This window comes from Bacteroides cutis (assembly GCF_900241005.1).
Classification (GTDB): domain Bacteria; phylum Bacteroidota; class Bacteroidia; order Bacteroidales; family Bacteroidaceae; genus Bacteroides; species Bacteroides cutis.
In genome coordinates, this window is record NZ_OEST01000001.1 from 56,755 (window position 1) to 78,722 (window position 21,968).

The window sequence follows — 21,968 nt, forward strand, 5'->3', positions numbered from 1 at the left end:
TTAGAATCTGAAATGAGCAAATGCACGGTTAGCTTCTGCCATTCTATGCATATCTTCTTTACGTTTGTAAGCACCACCTTGCTCGTTAAACGCATCCATAATTTCAGCTGCCAATTTATCAGCCATTGATTTACCACCACGCTTACGAGCGAAGATGATCAAATTCTTCATAGAAATGGATTCTTTACGATCAGGACGGATTTCCGTCGGAACTTGAAACGTTGCACCACCTACACGGCGAGACTTTACTTCCACCTGAGGAGTTACATTATCCAGAGCCTTTTTCCAGATTTCAAGAGCAGATTTTTCTTCATTCTGCATTTTATTCTTCACCGTTTCTAAAGCTGCATAGAAAATCTCATAAGAAGTATTCTTCTTTCCATCGTACATCAAATGATTAACGAACTTAGAAACTTTAACATCACTAAACACAGGATCCGGAAGGATAACGCGTTTTTTAGGTTTTGCTTTTCTCATTTGTCTGAAAAAATAATGTTTTTCGTTCTTGGCTGTTACTTCTGTCTTCTTCAACTCCCCCACCGGAGAATTTACTCAACCTTTAGCATTTCCAACAAACTAAAACGTAAGTTATTACTTTTAATTTTTTATATTTTTACACTCAACTACAAATTATTTTTTCTTTGCAGGAGCAGTTTGTCCTGGTTTTGGACGCTTAGCACCATATTTAGAACGTCTTTGAGTACGCCCCGCAACACCCGCAGTATCCAAAGTTCCACGAACGATATGATAACGCACACCCGGGAGATCTTTTACACGGCCACCACGTACCAACACGATTGAGTGTTCCTGCAAATTATGACCTTCTCCCGGAATATAAGAGTTCACCTCTTTACCGTTAGTCAAACGTACACGAGCTACTTTACGCATAGCTGAATTCGGTTTTTTCGGAGTGGTTGTATACACTCTCACGCAAACGCCACGTCTTTGAGGGCATGAATCCAAGGCGGGAGACTTACTTTTGTCTACCAACACTTCACGTCCTTTTCTTACTAATTGCTGAATTGTAGGCATTTTAATTGTTTTTAATTTATATATTATTGTTTATATTAATTCAAAACTATACACTTTTGGGCTGCAAAGATACTAATAAGTTTTGAATAATCAATGCACTACAAGTTTTTTTTTGATTTTATGCTTCACCCTTGATATTAGGCAATGGTGGAAGAGGTTGTTCATCCACCATACGAATAGCACCAAAAGAACGTTCATATTTACCAATGTTTTCTTCAAGTGCACGAAGTAATCGTTTAGCATGTTCAGGCGCCAAAACTATACGTGATTTCACTCCTGCTTTAGGGATACCAGGCATCACACGCACGAAATCAAGAATAAATTCTGAACTGGAATGTGTAATTATAGCAAGATTAACATATGTGCCCTGAGCCACATCCTCTTTTAACTCAATTTGTAATTGACCATTATTATTTTCTAGTTTTTCCATACTTTACATTCATTTATATAAAGAGCAAATATACCTTTTTTCATTCAAATCTACAAAAGTCAGTGTATTATTATTCAGAAAAGAGTATGTCATTCTTATAATTATTAGACTTGTTCAATATTCTTAATATGAATCACAAAAATAATCAAAGAGGGCAATTCGATAAATCATCGAACTACCCTCTTTCAGTTATAAAATAAACGATTGTATTAGCACTATTTATTCTTCAACCTTCTCATCAACAGCATAGTCAAGAACAGTCTTCTTATTGGCAAGCATACGATCATATTCCTCTTTGGAGCCAACAATAATCTTTTCAAACTCCCGTTGACCGGTACCGGCAGGAATCAAGTGACCGCAAATAACGTTCTCCTTCATACCTTCCAACTTATCTACCTTACCATTGATAGCAGCTTCATTGAGCACCTTCGTAGTTTCCTGGAAGGAAGCAGCAGACATAAAACTTGAGGTCTGCAAAGCAGCACGCGTAATACCTTGAAGTATTTGAGTAGAAGTAGCAGGAACAGCATCACGTACTTCCACAGGTTTCAAGTCACGACGTTTCAGCATTGAATTTTCATCACGCAACTTACGTGCTGTTACAATCTGACCCGGTTGCAGATTTTGTGAGTCTCCAGCATCTATTACCACTTTCTTACCCCATATACGATCATTTTCTTCCATGAACTCCAGTTTATCCACAACCTGTTGTTCCAAGAAACGAGTATCACCCGGTTCATCAATCTCAACCTTACGCATCATTTGACGAACTATAATTTCAAAATGTTTATCGTTGATCTTCACACCTTGCAAACGGTATACGTCTTGTACCTCATTCACGATATATTCCTGGACAGCAGTAGGACCTTTAATAGCAAGAATATCGGCAGGAGTAATAGCACCATCCGACAACGGAGTACCTGCACGTACATAATCATTCTCTTGTACAAGGATTTGCTTAGACAATGGCACGAGATATTTCTTAACTTCACCAGTCTTAGAAGTTACAATAATCTCGCGATTACCACGTTTTACCTTACCCATTGTTATTTCACCATCAATTTCAGAAACAACAGCAGGATTAGACGGATTACGAGCTTCAAACAATTCAGTAACACGAGGAAGTCCACCCGTAATATCACCCGCTTTACCAACAGCACGCGGAATTTTTACGATAACTTCACCAGCCTTTACCTTCTGTCCATCTTCTACTACTACATGACCTCCTACCGGTAAATTATAAGTGCGAATAAGCTCTCCATCTTCTGTCATGATATGTGCAGTAGGCACTTTTGTCTTATCCTTAGACTCAATAATAATGATTTCACGTAAACCTGTTGATTCATCAGATTCTACTTTATAAGTTACGTTTTCAATCACTCCTTCAAACTCAATCTTACCCGTAGCTTCAGTTATAATAACTGCATTAAACGGATCCCAACGAGCAATAAGCTTACCCTTTTCTACCATTTCACCATCAGCAGCATAAAGTGTAGAACCATAAGGAACATTATGTGTAGAAAGCACAATACCCGTGTTTACATCTACAAAACGTACTTCGGCCAAACGTCCAACCACTACTTTAGCAGGCTCACCGGCTTCATCAATAACATCTACAGTACGAAGTTCCTCAAATTCTAAACGAGCAGGATTTTTAGCAACAATACTTGCATTAGCAGCAATATTAGCAGCCGTACCACCAGCATGGAATGTACGCAACGTCAACTGTGTACCCGGCTCACCAATAGATTGCGCCGCGATAACGCCTACAGCTTCACCCTTTTGAACCATACGACTTGTAGCCAAGTTACGTCCGTAACATTTAGCACAAACTCCTTTCTTGGATTCACAAGTCAATACAGAACGGATTTCAACACTCTCTATCGGAGAATCCTCAATCTTCTGGGCTATTTCTTCGGTGATTTCTTCACCCCCTGCAACTAAAAGTTCGCCTGTCGTAGGATGAACAATATCATGTACAGATACACGACCGAGAATACGTTCATACAGAGTAGCGATAGTTTCATCGTTATTCTTCAGAGCTGTACAGACCAATCCACGGAGTGTACCACAATCTTCTTCATTAATAATCACATCATGCGACACGTCAACCAAACGACGAGTCAGATATCCGGCATCAGCAGTTTTCAATGCAGTATCAGCCAAACCTTTACGAGCACCGTGTGTAGAGATAAAATATTCTAACACAGACAAACCTTCTTTAAAGTTAGAAAGAATCGGGTTCTCAATAATCTGACCACCTTCGGCACCCGCTTTTTGAGGCTTTGCCATCAAACCACGCATACCAGAAAGCTGACGGATCTGTTCTTTAGAACCACGAGCGCCAGAATCCAACATCATATATACAGAGTTGAAACCTTGATCATCACTCGAAATTGTTTTCATCAAGATATTAGACAACTCAGAATTTACATGTGTCCATATATCAATAACCTGATTGTAACGTTCATTGTTAGTGATGAAACCCATATTATAGTTATTGATAACCTGTTCCACTTCTTCATATCCCTTCTGTACCAGCGCTTCCTTCTCTTCAGGAATAATAATATCACCCAAATTGAACGACAATCCACCTTTAAATGCCATATAATAACCAAGGTTCTTAATTCCATCGAGAAAATCTGCCGCCTTAGCAACACCACATACCTTAATTACATGGCTAATGATATCACGAAGTGATTTTTTAGATATAATCGTATTGATATAACCTGCTTCTGCCGGAACTATCTCATTCACAATAACACGGCCTACAGAAGTATCATGCATCATTTTATCCACAATATTTCCGTTCTCGTCAACATCTTTCACAATGACACTAATAGGAGCGTGAATATCGCACTTGCCTTCATTGTAAGCAATAAGAGCTTCCTCCGGACCATAGAAAGTCAAACCTTCCCCTTTTGCACCCTTACGCAACTTGGTAATATAATACAACCCAAGTACCATATCTTGTGCAGGCACAGTAATAGGTGCACCATTAGCAGGGTTAAGAATATTGTGTGACTGCAACATCAACATTTGAGCTTCCAAAACAGCCTCATTACTTAACGGCAAGTGAACAGCCATTTGATCACCGTCGAAGTCAGCATTAAATGCCGTACAAGCCAGAGGATGAAGCTGAATAGCCTTACCTTCAATCATTTTAGGTTGGAACGCCTGTATACCCAGACGGTGAAGAGTCGGCGCACGGTTCAACAATACCGGATGACCTTTCATCACATGCTCCAAAATATCCCAAATAACAGGTTCCTTACGATCCACAATCTTCTTGGCGCTCTTTACCGTTTTCACGATACCACGCTCAATAAGTTTACGGATGATAAACGGTTTATACAACTCAGCTGCCATCAGTTTTGGAATACCACACTCACCCATCTTCAGTTCCGGACCTACAACAATTACAGAACGAGCAGAATAGTCGACACGCTTACCCAACAGGTTTTGGCGGAAACGTCCTTGTTTACCTTTCAAACTATCAGAAAGAGATTTCAACGGACGATTAGCATCCGTTTTTACCGCACTAGACTTACGCGAGTTATCAAACAATGAATCAACTGCTTCCTGCAACATACGTTTTTCATTACGCAAAATGACTTCAGGAGCCTTTATCTCAATCAATCTCTTCAAACGATTATTACGAATAATAACACGACGATAAAGATCATTCAAGTCGGAAGTGGCAAAACGTCCACCATCCAATGGAACCAAGGGACGAAGTTCCGGTGGAATAACCGGTACAATACGTACAATCATCCATTCTGGTTTATTACGTCCACGCGATGCACGGAACGATTCGACAACCTGAAGACGTTTCAAAGCTTCACTCTTACGTTGCTGTGAAGCATCACTCCCTGCACGGTGACGCAGTTCGTATGACAGAGCATCAAGATCCAAACGGGACAGCAAGTCATAAATAGCTTCTGCACCCATTTTGGCTATAAACTTATTAGGATCAGAATCTTCGAGGAACTGATTGTCTTTCGGCAACTTCTCCAGAAGATCCAAATATTCTCCTTCTTCGAGCAAATCAAACTGTGCTACCTCATCAACCAACACACCCGGCTGAATAACGACGTAACGCTCGTAATAAATAATAGCATCAAGTTTCTTGGTAGGCAATCCTAACAAGTAACCAATTTTATTAGGAAGTGAACGGAAATACCAAATATGTGCTACTGGAACAACCAACTGAATATGTCCCATACGCTCACGACGTACCTTCTTTTCAGTCACTTCCACACCACAACGGTCACAAACAATGCCTTTATAACGGATACGTTTATATTTACCACAGTGACATTCATAATCCTTGATAGGACCGAAAATACGTTCGCAGAACAAACCGTCACGTTCAGGCTTATATGTACGATAGTTGATGGTTTCAGGCTTTAAAACTTCACCACTCGAATTCTCTAAGATTTCTTCGGGAGAAGCCAAACCAATAGAGATTTTCGAGAAATTACTCTTTATCTTGTTATCTTTTCTAAAAGCCATACTTTTATATAATTGATAATTGACAATTAAAAATTGAAAAATGGATGTTGAGAAATTAAGGATTGAGAAATATTATTCAATAATTCTCAATTCCCAATTTTCAAATTATTCAAGGTTGATGCTCAAGCCCAAACCTCTAAGTTCATGCAACAATACGTTCAAAGATTCAGGAATACCCGGAGTAGGCATCGGTTCACCCTTCACAATTGCTTCATAAGCTTTAGAACGTCCAACAACATCATCAGATTTGATAGTCAAAATTTCCTGCAAAATGTGTGCGGCACCAAATGCTTCGAGTGCCCAAACCTCCATTTCTCCGAAACGTTGACCACCGAACTGCGCTTTACCACCTAACGGTTGTTGAGTAATAAGTGAATACGGACCAATGGAACGCGCATGCATCTTGTCTTCAACCATGTGACCAAGTTTCAACATATAGGTTACACCCACCGTTGCCTGCTGTTCAAATGCTTCACCTGTACCACCATCATACAAAGTTGTTTTACCATAACGAGGCAAACCAGCTTTATCAGTCCATTCATTTAAATCATCCAAAGAAGCGCCGTCAAAAATAGGAGTAGCAAACTTTACACCCAATTTTTTCCCAGCACGTCCAAGAACAGCTTCAAATATCTGTCCAATATTCATACGTGAAGGCACACCCAATGGATTCAATACAATATCTACCGGAGTACCATCCGCCAAAAATGGCATATCTTCCTGACGCACTACACGAGAAACAATACCCTTATTTCCATGACGACCTGCCATTTTATCACCAACACCAATCTTACGTTTCTTGGCAATATAAACTTTAGCCATCTGTATAATACCCGCTGGTAACTCATCACCAATGGTTATAGCAAATTTTTTACGCTTCAGCTCAGCATCAAGTTCTTTATATTTCTTGATAAAATTCATTACCAATGCACGAATCAACCCATTGGTATGTTCATCTTTCGTCCAATTACTTAACTGAATAGCTGTAAAATCCATATCACTGAAGTCAGACACAGAGAATTTTGCCCCCTTTGAAATAACTTCAGCACCCATATAGTCTTTTACACCTTCAGATGTATAGTTTTCAGTAAGTTTCAGTAACTTATTTACCAATATCTTTTTCAGGTCCGCTACCTTACCATCAAACTCATCGTCAATTTTAGGCAACAACGCCTTATCAGCCAACTTAGAACTACGAGTTTTGATAACGCGAGAGAACAAACGCTTGCCGATAACAACCCCTTTCAAAGAAGGAGAAGCTTTCAGTGAAGCGTCTTTCACATCACCTGCTTTGTCACCGAAAATAGCACGAAGCAACTTTTCTTCAGGAGAAGGATCAGATTCTCCCTTCGGGGTAATCTTACCAATAAGGATATCACCCGGTTCAATACGCGCACCTACACGAACAATTCCATTTTCATCGAGATCTTTTGTTGCTTCCTCACTTACATTAGGAATATCAGAAGTCAACTCTTCCATACCACGTTTCGTTTCGCGAACTTCCAAAGAATATTCCTCCACATGTACAGAAGTCAAAAGATCTTCACGAACAACACGTTCGTTCAATACGATAGCGTCCTCATAGTTATAACCCTTCCACGGCATATAAGCAACCAAAAGATTCTTACCTAAAGCCAATTCACCGGCTTCAGTTGAATAACCTTCAGTCAAAATTTGTCCTAAAGTTACACGTTGGCCTTTCTCACAAATAGGACGAAGATCAATGGTCATATTCTGGTTAGTACGACGCCATTTAGGAATATTATATTCTTTCAACGCAGGCTCAAAGCTTACAAACTCCTCTTCTTCCGTACGATCATACAGAATACGAATTGTGGTAGCATCTACAAAATCAACTACACCATCCCCTTCCGCAGTAATCTGCGTACGAGAATCGCGCGCCAACTGGCGTTCAATACCAGTACCTACAATTGGAGCTTCACTTTTCAACAAAGGAACAGCCTGGCGCATCATGTTTGAACCCATCAATGCACGATTAGCGTCATCATGTTCCAAGAACGGGATCAAAGAAGCTGCGATAGAAGCAATCTGCTGAGGAGACACATCCATCAATTCTACCTCATCCGGAGTAACAACCGGATAATCTGCATCCTGGCGAGATTTTACTTTATCACGAACAAAAGTACCATCCTCATTCAAAGGCGCATTACCCTGTGCAATAATTTTTTCTTCTTCTTCCTCTGCCGTCAAATAAACCAAACCATTATCAGAAAGGTCTACTTTACCATTCGCAACTTTACGATAAGGAGTTTCAATAAAACCAAGATCATTAATCTTAGCAAACACACAAAGTGAGGAAATCAAACCAATATTCGGACCTTCAGGAGTCTCAATCGGGCAAAGGCGACCATAATGAGTATAATGCACATCACGAACCTCAAAACCTGCACGTTCGCGTGACAAACCACCAGGGCCAAGGGCAGACATACGGCGCTTATGAGTAATTTCAGCCAACGGGTTAGTCTGATCCATAAACTGTGATAAAGCATTCGTTCCGAAGAAAGAATTGATAACAGAAGAAATCGTCTTGGCGTTAATCAAATCAATCGGAGTAAACACCTCATTATCACGAACATTCATACGTTCACGAATAGTACGCGACATACGTGCCAAACCAATAGCAAACTGGTTGGATAACTGTTCACCTACCGTACGTACACGACGATTACTCAAATGGTCGATATCATCAACATCCGCTTTTGAGTTTATTAACTCAATCAGATATTTAATAATCTCAATAATATCTTCTTTGGTAAGGACACGTACATCCATATCAGTCGTCAAATTCAACTTCTTGTTGATACGATAACGACCTACATCACCTAAATCATATCTCTTTTCTGAGAAGAACAGATTGTTAATAACTTCACGTGCACTGGCATCATCGGCAGGATCTGCATTACGCAACTGACGATAAATATAAAGTACAGCCTCTTTTTCCGAATTACTCGGATCCTTCTGCAAAGTATTATATATAATAGAATAGTCAGATTGATTCGGTTCTTCCTTATGCACAAGAATATTCTGAACACCTGACTCTAAAATAATATCGACATGTTCCGGTTCAATTACAGTTTCACGATCGATAACAACCTCGTTACGTTCAATAGAAACCACTTCACCGGTATCTTCGTCTACAAAATCCTCAATCCATGTTTTCAAAACACGCGCTGCCAACTTACGACCCACAATTTTCTTGAGGTTCGTTTTGTTTACCTTCACGTCTTCTGCCAAATTAAAGATTTCAAGAATATCCTTGTCATTCTCAAAACCAATAGCTCTCAGCAATGTGGTTACCGGCAGTTTCTTTTTACGATCGATGTAAGCATACATGACATTATTAATGTCAGTAGCAAACTCAATCCAAGATCCCTTGAAAGGAATAATACGGGCTGAGTATAACTTAGTACCGTTGGCATGTACACTTTGCCCGAAGAATACACCTGGCGAACGATGGAGTTGTGACACAACAACACGCTCTGCACCATTGATGACGAATGTCGCCTTATCCGTCATATATGGGATAGGTCCCAGGAACACATCCTGAATAACCGTGTCAAAATCTTCATGATCGGGGTCGGTACAATATAATTTCAATTTAGCCTTTAAAGGCACGCTATATGTAAGCCCTCGCTCTATACACTCATCAATAGTATAACGCGGCGGATCAATATAGTAGTCCAAAAACTCAAGAACAAAATTATTTCTTGTATCGGCAATGGGGAAGTTTTCAGCAAATACTTTATACAGTCCCTCGTTCTTACGCTTCTCGGGCGGAGTGTCCAGTTGTAAAAAGTCTTTGAATGACTTCAATTGTACTTCCAGAAAATCCGGATATTCCAACGGATTCTTAGTCGAAGCAAAATTAACTCTTTGATTTACAGTATTTGAAGACATCTGTTAATGGATTTGTAGAACTTAATTTTAAATATATACACAAAAAGGTTAAGAACCCTTTTCACGAAGGGTTCCTAACCGAATTACCTGATTTACAGGCTAATGTTATTTAAGTTCAACTTCAGCTCCAGCTTCTTCCAATGTTTTCTTCAATGATTCTGCTTCGTCCTTAGCCAAACCTTCTTTTACTACACTAGGAGCACCATCTACCATGTCCTTAGCTTCCTTCAAGCCAAGACCGCAAGCTTCCTTAACGGCTTTAACTACTTGAAGTTTAGCTGCACCAGCGCTCTTCAATACTACGTCGAAAGAAGATTTCTCTTCTGCGGCAGCAGCACCACCGGCTGCAGGACCAGCAGCAACAGCAACAGCTGCAGCAGCAGGTTCAATACCATATTCTTCTTTCAGGATTGTTGCAAGTTCATTAACTTCTTTTACTGTCAAGTTAACTAATTGTTCTGCAAAAGCTTTCAAATCTGCCATTTTTGTATGATTTTAATTGTTTAAATACTAAATAAATTGATAATTTTTTATCCGAAATTTACGCTTCGGCACGTTCACCAAGAGTCTTGAGAACTCCGTGAAGGGTGTTACCACCTGATTGCAGAGCAGAAATAACATTCTTAGCCGGAGATTGCAACAATGCGATAATATCGGCAATAACTTCATTCTTACTCTTGATACTTACGAGAGCATCCAACTGGTCAGCACCAACATAGAAGCTTTCTTCTGCATATGCAGCTTTTAATCCAGGAATACCGTTCTTAGCTTTATCTTTCAGCAACTTAGCCGGAGCGTTTGCAACGTTGCAAAACATTACGGCAGTAGTGCCTTTCATTGAGTCATAAAGCAAAGAATAATCTTCTTCAAGGCTTTCCAGTGCTTTGTGGAGTAATGTATTCTTAACTACCATCAACTTGATGTCAGCCTTGAAGCATTCTCTTCTCAACGCGCTTGTTGTAGCTGCGTCCATAGCAGTAGTATCCACTAAGTAGAAGTGACCAAATTCCTTAACTGTAGCAGCAATCTGCTCAATAATCGTACTTTTATCTTCCTTTCTCATTATTACTCCGTTTTATTAGATTTCTTCTACTGATTTCGGGTCAATCTTGATACCCGCACTCATCGTGCTAGAAAGATAAATACTCTTAATATATGTACCCTTGGCTGCAGTCGGTTTCAATTTATTCAAAGTAGAGATGAATTCTTTCGCATTATCGCGAATTTGATCAGCACTAAATGAAACTTTACCGATAGAAGTATGAACGATACCACTCTTATCAACTTTAAAGTCGATCTTACCTTGTTTTACTTCTTTTACAGCTTTAGCAACATCCATAGTTACAGTGCCACTCTTAGGATTCGGCATCAATCCACGAGGACCGAGCACACGACCGAGCGCACCAATCTTACCCATAATAGACGGCATAGTGATAATTACATCAATATCAGTCCATCCACCTTTGATCTTTTCAATATATTCATCAAGACCAACATAGTCAGCTCCGGCTTCTTTTGCAGCAGCTTCAGCATCCGGTGTACAAAGCACCAAAACGCGTACAACTTTACCAGTACCGTGAGGAAGTGATACAACACCTCTCACCATCTGGTTAGCCTTACGTGGGTCAACGCCCAAACGTACGTCTATATCCAGAGAAGCATCAAACTTAGTAAAAGAAATCTCTTTTACCAGTGTAGCGGCTTCTTTGAGAGAGTATGCTTTCCCTGCTTCAATTTTTTCTGCAGCTAACTTTTGATTTTTTGTCAGTTTACTCATTCTAATTGAAGTTTATTAGTTATTAACCGGGAACTCCCCTTTTACAGCGATACCCATACTACGAGCTGTACCAGCAACCATTTTCATAGCAGCTTCGACAGTAAAACAGTTCAAGTCAACCATTTTGTCCTGAGCAATCGTACGAACCTGTTCCCAAGTAATCTCGGCAACCTTCTTACGATTAGGCTCAGCAGAACCACTCTTTACCTTAGTCAATTCAAGTAATTGAATAGCAACGGGAGGAGTCTTGATTACAAAATCGAAAGACTTATCTGCGTAGTAAGTAATAATCACAGGAAGAACTTTTCCTGCTTTGTCTTGGGTTCTGGCGTTGAATTGCTTGCAAAACTCCATGATATTAATTCCCTTAGAACCCAAAGCAGGTCCAACGGGAGGTGATGGATTTGCCGCGCCTCCTTTAATCTGTAATTTGATTAGTCCAGCAACTTCTTTAGCCATTTTTTAATTGATTTATATATAAACATTAATGAAGAATACTACAGCGTAACACCTGTACTATTCTTTTTCAACTTGCATAAAGCCTAATTCGAGCGGAGTCTTCCGTCCAAATATCTTAACCATAACCTTCAGCTTCTTCTTCTCGGTGTTCACTTCTTCAATGATACCACTAAATCCACTAAACGGACCGTAATTCACCTTTACGGTCTCACCAACTACATACGGGATATTCAGCTCTTCACCGGCATCCTGCAATTCGTCAACCGTACCAAGTATGCGATTCACTTCCGACTGTCTCAAAGGAACGGGTTTATCAGATCCACCTAAGAAACCAATCACATTAGGAGTATTTCTCAGATGATGAGCTACTTCACCCACCAGAGCAGCCTCCACCAAAACGTAACCAGGAAGATAACTTCTCTCTTTCACAATTTTTTTACCATTGCGAACCTGATATACTTTTTCGGTAGGAATCAATACCTGAGATACGTAATCGCCAAGGTCGCTGTTTTTAATGTCAGCTTCAAGGTATTCCTTTACCTTAGATTCTTTTCCGCTAATAGCACGCAAAACGTACCACTTCTTTTCAATCTCAGACATTTCTCCTTACTTTTTAATGTGGATAAACAAATTCCATTAAATGTTGGAAACAGAAGTCCATCGCAAATACTACCAATGCAATAAGCAGGGAAGCATATAAAACAACTACTGCACTGTTAGTAAGTTCAGAATACGTAGGCCACGATACTTTATGAACAAGTTCGTCGTAAGTTTCTTTAAAATAAGCTACAATCTTCTTCATTTCAAAAATATTAGCACGGGAGGAGAGGCTCGAACTCCCGACACCCGGTTTTGGAGACCGGTGCTCTACCAACTGAGCTACTCCCGTTTGAACATAATCAGTTCCCAGCTTTTACTGGGAACTGATAAGATATCTGGCTATTAGTCAAAAATTTCAGTAATTTGACCAGAACCTACTGTACGACCACCTTCACGGATGGCGAAACGCAAACCTACGTTCAATGCTACCGGATAGATCAGTTCTACATTGATTTCTACGTTATCGCCCGGCATTACCATCTCAGTTCCTTCCGGAAGAGTAATTTCACCTGTACAGTCCATAGTACGCAGATAGAATTGAGGACGATATTTGTTATGGAACGGAGTGTGACGGCCACCTTCTTCTTTTTTCAAAACATAAATAGAAGCCTTGAATTTAGAATGAGGTTTAATCTGACCTGGTTTACAAAGAACCATACCACGTTTGATTTCGTTCTTGTCAATACCACGAAGTAACAAACCTACGTTGTCACCAGCTTCACCCTGATCCAACAGTTTACGGAACATTTCAACACCAGTTACAACTGATTTCTTATCTTCACCCAAACCAAGGATTTCAACTTCGTCACCTACATGGATAACACCAGCTTCGATACGGCCAGTTGCTACAGTACCACGACCAGTAATAGAGAATACATCCTCAACAGGCATCAAGAATGGTTTATCAACATCACGCGGAGGTAATGGAATCCAGTTATCAACAGCATCCATCAATTCCATAACTTTTTCTTCCCATTTTTCAACACCATTCAATGCACCAAGAGCAGAACCCTGAATGAAAGGAGTATTATCACCATCGAATTCGTAGGCTGAAAGCAACTCACGCATTTCCATTTCAACAAGTTCCAACATTTCGGGATCGTCTACCATATCGCACTTGTTCATGAAAACGACCAATCTTGGAACGTTTACCTGACGAGCCAGCAAAATATGTTCACGCGTCTGGGGCATCGGACCATCAGTTGCAGCAACTACAATGATAGCACCGTCCATCTGAGCAGCACCAGTTACCATGTTCTTTACATAGTCGGCATGACCCGGACAGTCTACGTGAGCATAGTGACGGTTAGCAGTTTCATACTCAACGTGGGAAGTATTAATAGTAATACCTCTTTCCTTTTCTTCAGGAGCGTTGTCAATTTGATCGAATGATTTTACTTCAGAAAAACCTTTTTTGCCTAACACCGTAGTGATAGCAGCAGTCAACGTGGTTTTACCGTGGTCAACGTGACCAATTGTACCAATGTTTACGTGCGGTTTGGTACGTTCGAATTTCTCTTTAGCCATAGCTTTACTTGTTATTTATTTGATTAATAATCAGCTTTTACATATCCATGAGCTGTTACCGGGATTTGAACCCGGGACCTCTTCCTTACCAAGGAAGTGCTCTACCACTGAGCTATAACAGCAGAAAAAGAGTAGTGGGCAAAGATGGATTCGAACCACCGAAGGCGTAAGCCAGCAGATTTACAGTCTGCCCCATTTGGCCACTCTGGTATTTGCCCCTATTAAATTAAGAGCTCTTTCATCTTCCGTCTGAACCCCTACAGGATTTTTGTTATCCTAACCGGTTTTCAACTTCACCGAATGTCTCTTAATCCACACTCGCACTTTTTCTTGAGCCTCTTGTCGGATTCGAACCAACGACCCCGAGATTACAAATCACGTGCTCTGGCCAACTGAGCTAAAGAGGCAGACTTAAAAAATGCAACCGTAACGTTCTAGTGCGAGCGAAACGGCTGCAAATTTAGGCATTTATTTTTTACCCGCAAAATTTTAGCGGATTTTTATTTGCTCCGTTGTTTTTCCTTATATTTAACCAGCTGTTTTTCCAAAGCTTCCAAACAAACGTCTATCGCTTCTTCAAACGTATCACAGACTTTATTCGCATAAAAATCAGCATTAGGAGCAAACACCCTCACTCCGGCTTCTTTATTTTCAGCAGTCTCTGGCTTAACAACTTTTAATGACACCTCTACTTTCTGTATATCGTCGTAAAACTTCTCCAATTTAACAACCTTTTTTTGAATAAAAGCTTGCAATTGCTCTGATGCATCAAAGTGAATCGATTGAATTCTAACATCCATACTTACCTCCTTTTCTTTAGGCTCGAGGATGAGCCTGATTATACACTTTTTTAAGTTCTTCAAAAGTAGTATGCGTATAAACTTCCGTCGTCGCCAAACTTTCGTGTCCAAGAAGCTCTTTTATCGAACTCAAATCGGCACCATTGTTCAGCATAGCCGTCGCAAAGGTGTGCCGCAACACGTGAGGACTTCTTTTTTTTACAGTCACTACCTTCGAAAGGTTTCGTTTCACAATATCTGCAACGATACTACGGCAAAGCTGCTTTCCACTCTTCCGGACAAAAAAAACATCTGCCCTGACCGGAACCGCATCATTCCGCATATTGATATATTCTCGCATTGAGCGCTTTAACTCTTCGTCAAAAGGTATCAAACGTTGTTTGTCCCGTTTCCCCGTCACCTTGATAAGAGAAGCCGAAAAGTCAATATCCTTATCAGCCAACCCCATCAATTCCGAAAGCCGCATGCCGGTGGCATAAAACATTTCAATAATCATGTGGTCACGACACCCTTCAAACCCCTCTCCAAAGTCCATATCATCCAGCAATCTATTCATTTCTCCCTCTCTCAGAAATACAGGAAGCGGTTTCTTTTTTTTAGGTCCCGTTATTTTTCGCAACGGATCCATCGCAACCTCCCCCCTCTTCAAGAGAAACTTATAATATGCCCGGATTGAACTCAACTTTCGATTTATCGTATTCGAAGCACAACCCCTGTCCATCAAAGAAGCAATCCATTCACGAACAAGCCCAGCATCAACATCCGACGGAGTTAAATCTCCCAACATCCCCTCTCCGAACTTCTGCAATTCAAGGATATCCGACCGATAATACCTAACGGTACCTTCAGAATAATTCCGCTCACGCAGAAGATAATCAAGGAAAGAATCTATCAACAACATATCGTTACATCTAAATCGTGCAACGAATGTATGAAAAAGAATTCAATAATTCAAAGGAATTTACGAATTATTAATCTTCTACTTGCTGAAGCTTTTGAACATAAACGGCACGTTCATTCTTAAGTCTTTTAGTTACAGACGGTTTATCAAACTGCTGTCTGCGTCTCAACTCTTTAACGATACCGGTTTTTTCAAATTTTCTTTTAAATTTCTTCAGCGCTTTTTCAATGTTTTCGCCTTCTTTTACAGGAACTACAATCATTTTTTTATTTTTAAAATGTTAATGGTTTGAAAATCTCACGATTAAATTTGAGCGGCAAAATTACACATACTTTCTTTATTCACAAAACTTTCTGCAAAAAAAATGATAATTTATCTAATTTACGATTTGGCAATTTACAATACACGATTGATATTACACTTGAAACCCTAAAATGACTGTTTGCTGACAGTTACAGCAGTATCATTACAGGCAGGCATATTTGTACAGCTCAATTACATAGGTTAAGAGGGAAAGTGCCCAATATTAAATCGTTCTCCCATGGAGAAAGTTTCATTCTACCGCGGGGAAAGTTTCGTTCTACCATGGTGGAACAAAAACTTCGCCATGATAGAATGGATAAAAATTAAGCTGCATTTTCCTTAGCCATGGGTATATTATGGGATGAAATCCACCAGAACAATTCATGAAAATAGGCACTTAAATCATAAGAGATAGCTGGTTATTAAAAGAAAGTAAGTAACTTTGGAGAAGAAAATATACTTATTTATATAATAAAAGAGAAGATATGAATCGAACAACCAATCAGCGTATAGACGCGCTTCGAACATTACTAAAAGAGGAGGGTATTGATGCGTTTATCATTCCCAGCACAGACCCGCACCTAAGTGAATACGTAGCACCACACTGGCAGTCAAGAGAATGGATATCAGGTTTCACCGGTTCGGCAGGTACAGTCGTGGTTACTACCAAGCGGGCAGGGCTATGGACAGATTCCCGTTATTTTCTCCAAGCCGCCCGTCAGTTGGAAGGCAAGGATATCGATTTATACAAAGAAATGTTGCCCGAAACGCCCAGCATTTCTACATTTATAAAAACATATTTAGGAACCGGTGCGGTAGTAGGCATTGACGGAAAAGTATTTTCTACAGAGGCAGCAAAACAATTGCAGGATGAGTTGAAAACAAATGGGATTATCATAAAATGCATCAACGATCCTATGAACAAGATATGGAAAGACCGACCTGCCATGCCCGAAGATCCTGCTTTTATTTACGAAACCCAGTATGCCGGAAAAAGTTGTGGAGAAAAACTAACGGCTATTCGTAAAGAAATGAAAAAAAAAGGTGCAGAGGCATTATTAATTTCTGCATTGGACGAAATAGCATGGACGCTGAATATACGTGGTAATGACGTACATTGCAATCCTGTAGTTGTCAGTTATTTACTGATCAGTAGTAACGATGTAGATTTCTTCATTCATCCTCAAAAAGTGACTGAGGAATTGTCTATCTACTTAAAAGAGATTGGCGTCTCCATTCACTCCTACGAAGATATTGAGTATTTTCTGAATAGTCTGTCAGCCGATACTCTCCTGCTTAATCCTTCCAAAACAAATTATGCCGTTTATTCCGCTGTCCGTCCGGATTGCCGGATTATCGAAGGTGCTTCGCCGGTAACTCTTCTCAAAGCCATTCGTAATGAACAAGAAATTGTTGGCATCCATGCGGCTATGCAACGTGATGGTGTAGCCCTGGTAAAGTTTCTGAAATGGTTGGAAGAAGCTATTCACACAGGCAAGGAAACAGAAATCAGCGTAGATAAGAAATTACATGAACTCCGTGCAGCACAACCTCTTTATATGGGTGAAAGTTTCGATACTATTGTCGGCTACAAAGAACATGGGGCTATTGTACATTATGAGGCTACCCCCGAAACGGATGTTCCCTTACAGCCTAAAGGTTTCCTGCTACTGGATTCGGGCGCCCAATATCTTGATGGGACAACCGATATCACACGTACCATTGCGCTAGGCAAATTGACCGAAGAAGAAAAAATAGACTATACCCTGATATTGAAAGGACATATAGCCCTCGCTATGGCAGTATTTCCTGAAGGAACCAGAGGTGCACAATTAGATGTGTTGGCTCGCATGCCGATATGGAAACACCGTATGAACTTTTTACATGGTACCGGACATGGTGTAGGGCATTTCCTGAACGTGCACGAAGGGCCTCAAAGTATTCGTATGAATGAAAACCCAGTTGGCCTGCAAGCAGGTATGGTTACATCTAATGAACCGGGAGTGTATAAAGCAGGTAACCATGGTATACGTACTGAAAATCTGATATTAACCATCCCTGCCGGAGAAGGTATGTTCGGAAATTATCTAAAATTTGAGACAATTACCCTCTGTCCTATCTGTAAAAAAGGTATCATCAAAGAGATGTTGACAATAGAAGAAATAGAGTGGTTGAATGAATATCACAGAAAGGTTTATGACAAACTTGCTCCCGACCTGAACAAAGAAGAGCAGGAATGGTTAAAAGAAGCGTGTGAAGCAATCATCCAACATTAATCAATCTAAAAAAAATGGCACTAATAAAATCAGTAAGAGGTTTTACTCCCGAATTTGGAGAAAATTGTTTTTTAGCAGATAATGCGGTTATCATCGGAGATGTGAAAATAGGATGCGATTGTAGTATTTGGTTCAGCACGGTACTTCGTGGTGATGTCAATTCTATCCGTATCGGAAATGGAGTGAATATTCAGGATGGAAGCGTACTGCATACTTTATACGAGAAGTCAACGATCGAAATAGGAGACCATGTATCGGTAGGGCACAATGTAACCATCCATGGAGCTACCATCAAAGACTATGCCCTGATAGGAATGAGCTCCACCATATTAGACCATGCCATCGTGGGAGAAGGAGCTATTGTTGCTGCCGGTTCATTAGTTTTGAGTAATACAGTGATAGAGCCCGGAAGTATCTGGGGCGGAGTACCTGCAAAATTTATCAAAAAAGTAGATCCGGAACAAGCCAAGGAATTAAACCAAAAAATTGCACACAATTACTTGATGTACTCGAACTGGTATAAATAGAAAGACAATATAATGATAAAGTGGTAGAATATTATCACCTTACCACTTTATCATTTTACCCTTATTACTTTTTCAGAAGTTTATCATATTTAATATTTTATCCGTTGCTCCAGCATTGTCAGTTACATACGCCCCCGCATTTATACCTACTTCACGCAAGAAAACTTCATCCGTCAGCATACGGTCGAGCAATACCCTTAATTCCTCATAATCTTTGATAGAAAATCCACCTTTGGCTTCCAATAACTGAACAGCTTCCTGGAACTTCTGATATTTCGGACCAAAAATAACGGGAATTCCATAAACCGCCGCTTCCAAAGTATTGTGAATACCTACTCCAAAACCTCCACCAATGTAAGCGATTTCTCCATAGCGATAGATGGACGAGAGTAATCCATAACAGTCTATAATCAAACAATCGGCTTTACGTACATTTTTCTCGTCGGCACGGGTATAACGTACGTACGTACGCTTCAGTTTCCGGATAATTTCTACCAAATGATTTTCATCAATCACATGTGGAGCTATGATTAACTTCACCTCCGGATGCTGATTGAAATATTCGATAAACAAATCTTCATCCGGTTGCCAGGAACTCCCTGCAACGAAAGTCATCGTATTGTTCTTAAAAAGTTCTACCAACGGCAAGTCTTTAGCTTCCTCACGTATCTGCAACACACGATCGAAACGGGTATCACCCACCACCGTAACCCGGTTGATATTAATCTTCGACAAAAAACGTTTGGAACGCTCATTCTGTACAAACAGATGATCGAAATTACGTAGCACATTTCTATACGTACCGCCATACCATTTAAAAAAGATCTGTCCACGACGGAAAATAGAAGACACGCTATACACCGGAATACGCCGTTTATGCAACTCATCCAGATAGTTTTTCCAAAACTCGTATTTAATAAAAAATGCCATGCAGGGATTTACCAAATCAAGAAACTTCTTCACATTCCTCGTCTTGTCAAAAGGCAGATAACAAACGATATCAGCTCCCCGATAGTTCTTACGAACCTCATAACCAGAAGGTGAAAAAAATGTCAGTAAGATACCGTAATCCGGATATCTGGCACGGATTTTCTCAATCAACGGACGTCCTTGCTCAAACTCTCCCAAAGAAGCCGCATGAAACCAGATGTACCTTACATCCTTCTCCAACTGCTGACGGAGAAGCTCATAAACCACCCAATGCCCTTTCATCATCTTGCGGGGTTTACGACTGAACGGAGCAGCCAAGTGCACCAGGATATCGTAGATTGCTATTGCCAAATCGTAAAGCATACTATCTTAATTAAGAATGAATAAAGAAGAATGAAAAATAAAAACTGTATAACAGGAAATTCCTCATTCTTGATTATTTATTTCAATGTTTCAACAGCACGCTGTATACGAGCCAATGTATCTTCCTTACCAAGCAGTTCGGTAATATCAAACATGTGAGGGCCTTTACACTCTCCCACTACCGACAGGCGGAAAGCATTCATCACATTACCCATGTGATAGCCCATTTCAGTAATCCAGCCAATCACGATGTCTTCCGAAGCCTTTGAAGAGAAGTCATCAATGCCACGCAACACTTCCATCAACTCACCCATAATACGGGGAGTATCCTCAGACCAACGTTTCTTTACATCCTTCTCTGCATACTCAGTCGGAGCAACAAAGAAGAAACGAGTCTGCTCCCATAATTCTTTCACAAAATTGACACGACCTTTCACAAGAGAAACGACTTTCGTAAGGAACACGTCACTATAAAGATCCACATTTATACCATTAGCTTTCAATACGGGCTTAAAAAGGCTGGCAATTTCTTCATCCGGTTTCATCATGATATATTCATGATTAAACCACACACCTTTTTTATAATCAAACTTAGCACCCGACTTGCTACAATGACTCAGGTTGAAGAGTTGCACCAACTCATCCACTGACATAAGTTCCTGGTCATTACCAGGATTCCATCCCAACAGGGCCAGGAAATTGATTACCGCTTCAGGTAAATAACCCGATTCACGGTAACCGGAAGAGACTTCACCTGTTTTAGGATCATGCCACTCCAACGGAAACACAGGAAAACCAAGACGGTCACCATCACGTTTACTAAGCTTACCATTACCCTCTGGTTTCAACAACAACGGCAGATGGGCAAAAACGGGCATAGTATCTTCCCAGTCAAAAGCCCGATATAACAACACATGGAGCGGAGCGGAAGGCAACCATTCTTCACCACGAATGACATGAGAAACTTCCATCAAATGGTCGTCCACAATATTTGCCAGATGATAAGTAGGCAACTCGTCCGCCGATTTATAAAGGACTTTATCGTCGAGGATAGAAGAGTTGATCACAACCTCGCCGCGAATTAAATCGTTTACATGTACATCTTCATTTGGCTCAATCTTGAAACGAACCACATATTGCTTACCTTCGGCAATCAACGCATCCACCTCTTCCTTAGGCAACGTCAACGAATTACGCATCTGCATACGGGTAGAAGCGTCATATTGAAAATTAGCTATTTCCGTACGTTTTGCTTCAAGTTCTGCCGGAGTATCAAAAGCAATGTAAGCCTTTCCGGCATCAAGCAATATCTGTACATATTTCTTATATATATCACGACGTTCCGACTGACGATATGGTCCATGTTCTCCACCGAAACCGACACCCTCATCAAAAGGAATGCCCAACCACTTGAAAGATTCCAGAATATATTCTTCCGCACCCGGTACAAACCGATTAGAATCGGTATCTTCTATACGAAAAATTAAATCTCCTCCATGCTGACGCGCAAAGAGATAATTATATAAAGCAGTGCGCACACCACCAATGTGCAACGCCCCCGTAGGACTTGGGGCAAAACGGACTCTGACTCTTCTTTCTGTCATAATCTA

19 protein-coding genes and 4 tRNA genes are annotated in these 21,968 nt (G+C 40.3%); 2 read left to right on the top strand and 21 right to left on the bottom strand.

What is annotated here, in order from left to right:
* The 19 genes from rpsG to rpsU form a co-directional block, all read right to left on the bottom strand.
* Complete coding sequence (gene rpsG / locus C1A09_RS00285) at window positions 1–477, bottom strand: 30S ribosomal protein S7 (RefSeq protein ID WP_101542396.1); 477 nt, start codon at window positions 475–477, stop codon at window positions 1–3.
* 153 nt (window positions 478–630) lie between these two features.
* On the bottom strand, window positions 631–1,032 hold the full coding sequence (gene rpsL / locus C1A09_RS00290; RefSeq protein ID WP_101541771.1) for a 30S ribosomal protein S12: 402 nt from the start codon (window positions 1,030–1,032) through the stop codon (window positions 631–633).
* Between the two features lie 118 nt (window positions 1,033–1,150).
* Window positions 1,151–1,462 carry a DUF3467 domain-containing protein gene (locus C1A09_RS00295; RefSeq protein WP_101541772.1) on the bottom strand — a complete coding sequence of 104 codons (312 nt, stop codon included), beginning with the start codon at window positions 1,460–1,462 and terminating at the stop codon, window positions 1,151–1,153.
* Between the two features lie 219 nt (window positions 1,463–1,681).
* A complete protein-coding gene (rpoC, locus tag C1A09_RS00300) occupies window positions 1,682–5,977 on the bottom strand; it encodes a DNA-directed RNA polymerase subunit beta' (protein WP_101541773.1) in 4,296 nt (1,431 codons plus the stop codon).
* A 105-nt stretch (window positions 5,978–6,082) separates the two neighbouring features.
* The gene (gene rpoB / locus C1A09_RS00305) at window positions 6,083–9,895 is read right to left on the bottom strand and encodes a DNA-directed RNA polymerase subunit beta (RefSeq protein WP_101541774.1); all 3,813 of its coding nucleotides are present in this window, start codon (window positions 9,893–9,895) and stop codon (window positions 6,083–6,085) included.
* Between the two features lie 105 nt (window positions 9,896–10,000).
* Complete coding sequence (rplL, locus tag C1A09_RS00310) at window positions 10,001–10,378, bottom strand: 50S ribosomal protein L7/L12 (RefSeq protein WP_101541775.1); 378 nt, start codon at window positions 10,376–10,378, stop codon at window positions 10,001–10,003.
* A gap of 58 nt (window positions 10,379–10,436) precedes the next feature.
* Window positions 10,437–10,958, bottom strand: a complete 522-nt coding sequence (gene rplJ / locus C1A09_RS00315; protein WP_101541776.1) for a 50S ribosomal protein L10 — start codon at window positions 10,956–10,958, stop codon at window positions 10,437–10,439.
* Between the two features lie 15 nt (window positions 10,959–10,973).
* The gene (gene rplA / locus C1A09_RS00320) at window positions 10,974–11,672 is read right to left on the bottom strand and encodes a 50S ribosomal protein L1 (RefSeq protein WP_101541777.1); all 699 of its coding nucleotides are present in this window, start codon (window positions 11,670–11,672) and stop codon (window positions 10,974–10,976) included.
* A 15-nt stretch (window positions 11,673–11,687) separates the two neighbouring features.
* Complete coding sequence (gene rplK / locus C1A09_RS00325; RefSeq protein WP_101541778.1) at window positions 11,688–12,131, bottom strand: 50S ribosomal protein L11; 444 nt, start codon at window positions 12,129–12,131, stop codon at window positions 11,688–11,690.
* 57 nt (window positions 12,132–12,188) lie between these two features.
* Window positions 12,189–12,731 carry a transcription termination/antitermination protein NusG gene (gene nusG / locus C1A09_RS00330; RefSeq protein ID WP_101541779.1) on the bottom strand — a complete coding sequence of 181 codons (543 nt, stop codon included), beginning with the start codon at window positions 12,729–12,731 and terminating at the stop codon, window positions 12,189–12,191.
* A gap of 13 nt (window positions 12,732–12,744) precedes the next feature.
* Window positions 12,745–12,933: a preprotein translocase subunit SecE gene (gene secE, locus C1A09_RS00335; protein WP_004291288.1), complete on the bottom strand. Its 189-nt coding sequence runs from the start codon at window positions 12,931–12,933 to the stop codon at window positions 12,745–12,747.
* Window positions 12,934–12,947: 14 nt separating this feature from the next.
* A tRNA-Trp gene (locus C1A09_RS00340) sits at window positions 12,948–13,020 on the bottom strand.
* Window positions 13,021–13,073: 53 nt separating this feature from the next.
* A complete protein-coding gene (gene tuf, locus C1A09_RS00345; RefSeq protein ID WP_101541780.1) occupies window positions 13,074–14,258 on the bottom strand; it encodes an elongation factor Tu in 1,185 nt (394 codons plus the stop codon).
* 50 nt (window positions 14,259–14,308) lie between these two features.
* A tRNA-Thr gene (locus C1A09_RS00350) sits at window positions 14,309–14,380 on the bottom strand.
* 13 nt (window positions 14,381–14,393) lie between these two features.
* A tRNA-Tyr gene (locus C1A09_RS00355) sits at window positions 14,394–14,476 on the bottom strand.
* 115 nt (window positions 14,477–14,591) lie between these two features.
* Window positions 14,592–14,665, bottom strand: a tRNA-Thr gene (locus C1A09_RS00360).
* A gap of 93 nt (window positions 14,666–14,758) precedes the next feature.
* Entirely contained in the window at window positions 14,759–15,058 is a 300-nt protein-coding gene (gene hpf / locus C1A09_RS00365; RefSeq protein WP_101542397.1) for a ribosome hibernation-promoting factor, HPF/YfiA family, read from the bottom strand.
* 16 nt (window positions 15,059–15,074) lie between these two features.
* Window positions 15,075–15,959: a site-specific tyrosine recombinase/integron integrase gene (gene xerA, locus C1A09_RS00370; protein WP_101541781.1), complete on the bottom strand. Its 885-nt coding sequence runs from the start codon at window positions 15,957–15,959 to the stop codon at window positions 15,075–15,077.
* Between the two features lie 70 nt (window positions 15,960–16,029).
* The gene (gene rpsU, locus C1A09_RS00375; protein WP_101541782.1) at window positions 16,030–16,221 is read right to left on the bottom strand and encodes a 30S ribosomal protein S21; all 192 of its coding nucleotides are present in this window, start codon (window positions 16,219–16,221) and stop codon (window positions 16,030–16,032) included.
* Between the two features lie 526 nt (window positions 16,222–16,747).
* Between rpsU and C1A09_RS00380 the strand changes: the two genes are divergently transcribed.
* Together C1A09_RS00380 and C1A09_RS00385 are read left to right on the top strand one after the other, a co-directional pair.
* Window positions 16,748–18,538, top strand: a complete 1,791-nt coding sequence (locus C1A09_RS00380; protein ID WP_101541783.1) for an aminopeptidase P family protein — start codon at window positions 16,748–16,750, stop codon at window positions 18,536–18,538.
* A gap of 14 nt (window positions 18,539–18,552) precedes the next feature.
* Entirely contained in the window at window positions 18,553–19,065 is a 513-nt protein-coding gene (locus C1A09_RS00385) for a gamma carbonic anhydrase family protein (RefSeq protein WP_101541784.1), read from the top strand.
* 72 nt (window positions 19,066–19,137) lie between these two features.
* On the opposite strand, the gene C1A09_RS00390 is transcribed toward C1A09_RS00385, so the two are convergent.
* A complete protein-coding gene (locus C1A09_RS00390; RefSeq protein WP_101541785.1) occupies window positions 19,138–20,358 on the bottom strand; it encodes a 3-deoxy-D-manno-octulosonic acid transferase in 1,221 nt (406 codons plus the stop codon).
* A gap of 77 nt (window positions 20,359–20,435) precedes the next feature.
* The gene (gene gltX, locus C1A09_RS00395; RefSeq protein WP_101541786.1) at window positions 20,436–21,962 is read right to left on the bottom strand and encodes a glutamate--tRNA ligase; all 1,527 of its coding nucleotides are present in this window, start codon (window positions 21,960–21,962) and stop codon (window positions 20,436–20,438) included.
* Between the last annotated feature and the right edge of the window lie 6 nt (window positions 21,963–21,968).